Consider the following 6,437-nt stretch of genomic DNA (forward strand, 5'->3'; position numbering starts at 1 on the left):
AAGTGTTAGAACTTCACGCTCGGCACCGTCTCGACTTCGGCGCGGCTGGCGCCAAGGTCGAAGAATTCCTTGCGGGTGAAGCCGAACATGCCGGCGAACAGCGCGGCGGGAAGCTGCTGGATGCCGGTGTTGTATTCCTGGACGGCGTTGTTGAAGAAGCGGCGGCTCGCCGCGATCTTGTTTTCGAGGTCGGAGAGTTCGCCGGCGAGCTGCTGGAAATTGGCGTTGGCCTTGAGGTCCGGATAGGCCTCCGACAGTGCGATCAGGCGGCCGAGGGCGCCGCTGAGCTGGTTTTCCGCCGCAGACACCTGCGCCGGGCCCTGCGCCGACATCGCCGAGTTGCGAGCCTTGATGACGTCGTCGAGCGTGCCCCGTTCGTGCTGGGCGTAGCCTTTCACGGTCTCGACCAGGTTGGGGATCAGGTCGTGGCGCTGCTTGAGCTGGACGTCTATGTCGGCAAATGCCTGGCTGACGCGCTGGCTGAGCGCGACCAGGCGGTTATACGCGCCAAACGCAAACAGCACGATGATGACGATGACGCCGAGAACGATCCAGCCGGTCGACATGACGGACAACTCCTAAAGGGGACGAAAGACAGCGAACCTAGACGAAAACCGGGGCGTGCGGCAGGCCCGCCCGAGAGGTGGGAGGAGACTTGGGGCTTGGCTTTAGTCGGAAGTGGGGCGAGTTAAGTTCAAGGCCGGTTTTGCGAGGGTCAGCTTTCTTGCGCCACCGCGTCGCCCCATCGCCAGCGTCGGGCACCGGCGTAATCCGCCTTGGCGCGGCGGGGCACCTTTGTCAGGGCGAGACCTGCGGGTGTGCAGAGTTTGGCCGTTACTTCCACCTTGCTGACAACTGGTTGCGCCAGCACCCGGGACGGGCGGTGAACTACCGGCGCGCGCGTCAACGCGACGTAGGAGAACTTCTCGTCCTCAAACGGGAGCTCCGCGCCCTTGACCTGCTTGTGCGCGCGCGAGCGCTGCAGGCGCTGGGTGAAATGGCACCAGTCGGGCGGCTGCAGCGGGCATTCGCCGTCATGCGGGCAGGGAGCGGCGACATGGGCGCCGAGCGTAATCAGCTGCGCGCGCAGCGCGATGATCCGGGCGTAGCCGGCGGGCGTGCCGGGCTCGACGACGAGCAGCGTGTCGCGGGTTTTCTGCCACATGAGCTCGGCAAGTGCGCGCTGTTCGGCGTCGCCGATCTCGCCGATCATGTAGCTCGCCACGACGAGGTCGGCTGTATCTGCATTCGCCAGCGCAGCGCGGGCTTCGCCGCGCTGGTAGCTTGCTTCACGCAGGCGAAAGCTGTCGGCGACGAGGTCGAGCGCCAGCGTGCGCAACGCGTCGTTGGAGTCGAGCAGCGTGAAGCGTTGCAGAGACGGGAAGGTCTCAGCCGCCGCCCATGTCGCCGTTCCCGGCCCGGCGCCGATATCGACCAGGCTGTTGGGCGCGAAGTCCGGCTTGATCTCGACGAGCGCGTTCAGGCTCGCGGTCATCGCGGCATAGGTCGCGGGCATTCGCGCCAGTGCGTAGGCGAGCGCGTCCGTCTCCGAGCGGATGGTGCCGGAGCCGCCACCGTCGCGGTAGGTTTTCGAGATAGCGGCCGCGCGGCCGGCGGCGTCGCTACGGGAAAAGCCGCGCAGCTTGCCGTCGAGCGCGGCTTTCAGTTCAGCAGGGAGGTCGGGTGAGGTCATCGTTTCCCGTCATGCCCACGAAAAGCGGGGCATCCAGTACGCCGGGGCGGCTGTGGCGATCATAGACAGCGCGGCGTACTGGATCATCCGCCTTCGCGGATGATGACGTCAACAGGGTGGGGCGGCGCCTCACGCCACGTGCTGATCCAGAATCTTCACGGCGTCGTCGAGGCCAACCGAGACCAGTTGCGAGACGCCGCGTTCGGCCATGGTGACGCCGAACAGCCGGTTCATACGCGCCATCGTGATCGGATTGTGCGTGATGATGATGAAGCGGGTTTCCGTCGACGAGGTCATTTCGTGCAGCAGGTTGCAGAACCGCTCCACGTTGTGGTCGTCGAGCGGCGCGTCGACTTCGTCCAGCACGCAGATCGGCGAGGGGTTGGTGAGGAACACCGCGAAGATCAGCGCCAGCGCCGTCAGCGCCTGCTCGCCGCCCGAGAGCAGCGACAGTGTCTGCGGCTTCTTGCCCGGCGGTTTCGCAATGATTTCGAGGCCGGCTTCCAGGGGATCGTCGCTTTCGATCAGGTGCAGCGCGGCCTCGCCGCCGCCGAACAATTCGACGAACAGCCGCTTGAAGTGCGCGTTGACGGTTTCGAACGAGACGAGCAGCCGCTCGCGGGCTTCCTTGTTGAGGCTCTGGATGCCCTGGCGCAGCCGCTTGATGGCTTCGACCAGGTCGTCGCGCTCGGTGGTGAGCGCGGTGTGCTGGGTCTCGACCTCTTTCAGTTCTTCCTCGGCGCGCAAATTGACGGCGCCCAGCCGCTCGCGGTCGCGGCGCAGCTTTTCGAGGTTTTCCTCGATCTCGCCGAGCGGTGGCAGTTCCGCGCCCGGCTCGATCTCGGCGAGCCCCGCGACCGCGTGCGGCTCGACTTCGAGCATGTCGTGGATTTCGCGCTCGATGTCGGCAAGCCGGCGCTTGGTGCCTTCCATGCGCTCCTCGGCGCGGCCACAGGCCTCGCGGGCGGAGGAGAGCGCTTCGAGCGAAGCCTTGGCTTCGCGGTCGGTTTGCGCCATCACGCTTTCGGCGGCGGCCAGCGCGTCGGCGGCGACGCGGCGGGCGCTTTCGGCGGACTCGATCTCGTTGATCAGCGCGCGGCGCTTTTCGGCAAACAAAGCGGGCGCGTTGTCAAGCTCGGCGCGCTCGGCGGTCACTTCGGTGATGCGCGCCTCGACGGTCGCGACCTGCGCGGCCGAGCTCTGCTTGCGGCTCTGCCATTCGTTGCGTTCGGCGACAATGGCCTGCACGCGGCGGTCGGCGAGCTCGGCTTCGCGTGCGAGCGCCTGCGCCTCGGCGCGCACCTGCGCGGCGAAGCGGCGATGCCCCTCGATGTCGGTCCTGATGGTGCTGAGTTTTGCTTCCGCCTCATCCGTCGGCGGCAGGTCGGTCAGCGCGGCGGTCGCACTCTCATGCGCGGCTTCAGCCTCGCTGCGGTCGGCGGCAAGGCGGGTATGGGCTTCGGTCAGCGCGGATTTGCGCGCGACGTGGCGGTTGATCTCGCGCTCGGTCGCGGCATGGCGTTCGCGCGCGGCATCGGCCTCGCGCTGCGCGGCGCGCCAGGCTTCGCGGCCGGCGGACTCGGCGGCGGAGGCCACTTTCAGTTCAGCCTCTGCGTCTTCCAGCGCCTGCCGCTTGGCGGTGGCGTCAATACGGGCCTGTTCCAGCTCGTGTTCGATATCGACCAGGCGCGCGCGTTCGGCAAGACGCCGGGCGGCGCCGGTCGGCGCATGCGCGGCGGCGACAAAGCCGTCCCAGCGCCAGACATCGCCTTCCAGCGACACCAGCCGCTGGCCGGTCTTCAATTGCGAGACGAACTCCGCGCCGCGCTCCTTCGATACGACGCCGATCTGCGCCAGACGGCGCGCCAGTTCGGCCGGCGCCTCGACATGCGAGGCGAGGGCTTCGACGCCAGCAGGCAGCGCCGGATCGTCAAAACTTGCGCCGGCATTGGTCCAGCGCATCGGCGCCGAGGGATCGACGGGCGCGTCGAGGTCGTCGCCGAGCACGGCGCCAAGCGCCTTCTCGTAGCCCTTGGCGACGGTGACGCCGTCGATGATCGGCGGCCACAGATTCTTGGTTTCGACATTGACGAGCTTGGAAATCGTGCGTGCTTCGGTCTCCAGCCGCTGCACGCGCTTTTCGGCGTCGGTGAGCGGGGCGCGCGAAGCTTCGAGCTTCTGCCGCGCGGCGACATGGCCAGTCTCGGCGGCTTGCGCCGCCGCTTCGGAGGCGGCCAGCGTTTCCTGCGCGGTCTCCATCGCGGCGGCGAGTGCGTCGATGTCGCCGAGATTGCCGGTTTCCTGCGCGAGCTTTTCCTCGTCGGCCTGGACCGTGGCGATTTCCTGGTCGAGCCGGGCCAGCCGGTCGCGGTGGGTGCGCACGCCGGCCTCGAGCTGGTTGCGCTTGGCGGTGAGGTCGGCCAACGCGGTGGTCAGTTCGCCGAACATGCGCTCGGCCGAGGCCAGTGTCGCTTCCGCTTCAGAAACACGTTCATCAACGCCGGAGCGCTTTTCGACGCGCGACTTGATCTCTTCCTTGATCTCCGCGTCCTCGGTGTCGAGGCGCTGCAATGCGACCTCGGCGTCAGACGTCTGCTGTTGTTCGCGGGCGATGTCGGCAATGAACTGGTTCAGCCGGCGGTCGAGCTCGGAGACGCGTTCCTTGGCGCGCTCCTCCTCGCGGTCGAGCAGTTCGCGCGCATTGGTGAGACGTTGCAGCCCGGCGGCAGCGCGGGCTTCGCCCTCGCGCAGCGCCGGCAGTTCGGAGGCGCGGATCGCCTGGATGCGCGCGGCCTCGGCCTGCTCGCGGGTGCGCTCGGCCATCTCGCGCACGTTGATGTCGTGGGTATGCGCGGCTTCCGCGACGTCGGCATTGGCTTCCAGCCAGCGCAGGTGGAACAGCGTCGCCTCGGCCTTGCGCACCTTGGCGGCGACTTCACGGAACCGGATCGCCTGGCGCGCCTGCTTCTTCAATCCGTCCATCTGGCCGGTGAGCTGGCCGATCACGTCCTCGACGCGGGTGAGATTGGTTTCGGCCGCCTTCAGCCGCAGCTCGGCTTCATGTCGGCGGGCGTGCAGGCCGGCGACGCCGGCCGCATCTTCCAGCACGCGGCGGCGCTGCTCGGGTTTGGCCTGAATGATTTCGCCGATCTTGCCCTGGTGAACCAGCGCCGGCGAACGCGCGCCGGTGGCGGCATCCGCAAACAGGATCTGCACGTCGCGGGCGCGAACATCGCGGCCGTTGATGCGATAGACCGAGCCCGCCTCGCGTTCGATGCGGCGGGAGATTTCCAGCACCTGACTGTCATTGACGGCAGCCGGCGCCGTGCGATCGGCATTGTCGATCGTCATGGTGACTTCGGCGTGGTTCCGCGCCGGACGGTTGCCGGAACCGGCGAAGATCACGGCGTCCATGTCGGCCGCGCGCAGCGATTTGTGCGAGGTCTCGCCCATCGCCCAGCGCAGCGCCTCGACCAGATTGGATTTGCCGCAGCCGTTCGGCCCGACCACGCCGGTGAGGCCGGGTTCGATCATGAAATCAGTGGGTTCGACGAACGACTTGAAACCGTGGAGGCGGAGGCGCGTGAGTTTCATGAACACAAATCTCTGTTGGCCGGGCGCGAATCTCCCTGCCGTGACAATACCATAGAAGGCAATGTCGTGTGTGGGTGGACAGCCGGCTGCGGCTCTTGTGGCTCGCGACAATGGCGAGGCCGGGGCCGGAGGGCAACGGCCCCGCAAGGCTTTTCCCAAGGGATTTGAGGCGCTTGTGTGGCGCCTTTTGCTGGACTTATCGGCTCGAACGAATCAGGCTGCGCGCGAATCAGCTCTTCAGCATCGCATTGATGCGCTTGGCGAACTCTTCGAAGCTCTGCTCGCCCTTGAGCATCTCGCCATTGATGAAGAAGGTCGGCGTCGACTGCACCTTCAATACCTCGGCGGCATATTTCTGGTCGGCCGCGATCTTGTCGAGCAGCGCCTGATCCTTCAGGCAATCCTCGACCTGCGTCTGGGTGAGGCCGGCCTGCTTGCCGATCCGGGTCAGCGTCTCCGTGGTGTTCTTCACCACCCAGTCGTTCTGCTGCTTGAACAAGAGGTCGACGACGGCGAAATATTTCTGCGGATCATCCTTGGCGATGCAGCGCGCCAGCATCGATCCGGCGGCCGCCTTGATGTCGAGCGGGAATTCGCGGAACACGAACCGGATCTTGCCCGAGTCGATGAATTCCGACTTGATCTTCGGAAACACCTTTTCGGTGAAGGCCGCGCAATGCGGGCAGGTCATCGAGGCAAACTCGGTGATGGTGACCGTGGCGTTCGCCGGGCCGAGCGCCATGTCGGGCAGCGACACCGGTTTCGCAACTTCGGCGGGACTTTGCGCCATCGCGTCCGTGATCAGTTGCAGCGGCGAGAAGCCGGCGAGCAGGCCAAGCCCGGTCAGCGAGAGGGCGGCGGTGAAGGCGCGGCGCGTGATCATCAAGGTCTGCTCCCGAGTGGCGCGTTCACGCCCGAAAGAAGGTGCGAAAAAGAAGCCTTCGCTAGCTTGAAACGCCGGTTGTGGCAATGGCGGCTTGCGCTGGCCGCGCCGGGCAAAAGGCTCAATTTCGCTTGATCGCGGCGCCAAGCCGCGCCAGCGCGGCGCGCAGTTCCTCGTCCTCGACCGCCGACAGCGTTTCGGCGACTTTCGCCACCGATTTCGGGTCCGGCGCCCGCCGCGGCGCGGCGCGGTTTCGGCGCGACAGCG

General features: G+C 66.7%; 4 protein-coding genes and 1 pseudogene. All 5 read right to left on the reverse strand.

The window, feature by feature from the left end; translation table 11 throughout:
• Positions 1–5: 5 nt before the first annotated feature.
• Positions 6–566 (reverse strand): LemA family protein, encoded by a 561-nt coding sequence (locus CQ14_RS33880; RefSeq protein WP_057838306.1) that lies wholly within the window; start codon positions 564–566, stop codon positions 6–8.
• Between the two features lie 149 nt (positions 567–715).
• Positions 716–1,693, reverse strand: a complete 978-nt coding sequence (locus CQ14_RS33885; RefSeq protein ID WP_057862109.1) for a small ribosomal subunit Rsm22 family protein — start codon at positions 1,691–1,693, stop codon at positions 716–718.
• Between the two features lie 129 nt (positions 1,694–1,822).
• Positions 1,823–5,287, reverse strand: a complete 3,465-nt coding sequence (gene smc, locus CQ14_RS33890) for a chromosome segregation protein SMC (protein ID WP_057862110.1) — start codon at positions 5,285–5,287, stop codon at positions 1,823–1,825.
• Between the two features lie 229 nt (positions 5,288–5,516).
• Positions 5,517–6,173: a DsbA family protein gene (locus CQ14_RS33895; protein ID WP_057862111.1), complete on the reverse strand. Its 657-nt coding sequence runs from the start codon at positions 6,171–6,173 to the stop codon at positions 5,517–5,519.
• A 118-nt stretch (positions 6,174–6,291) separates the two neighbouring features.
• Positions 6,292–6,437, reverse strand: a pseudogene (locus CQ14_RS47250) (DUF721 domain-containing protein); the annotation flags it as partial.

Source organism: Bradyrhizobium lablabi (assembly GCF_001440475.1).
Classification (GTDB): Bacteria; Pseudomonadota; Alphaproteobacteria; order Rhizobiales; family Xanthobacteraceae; genus Bradyrhizobium; species Bradyrhizobium lablabi.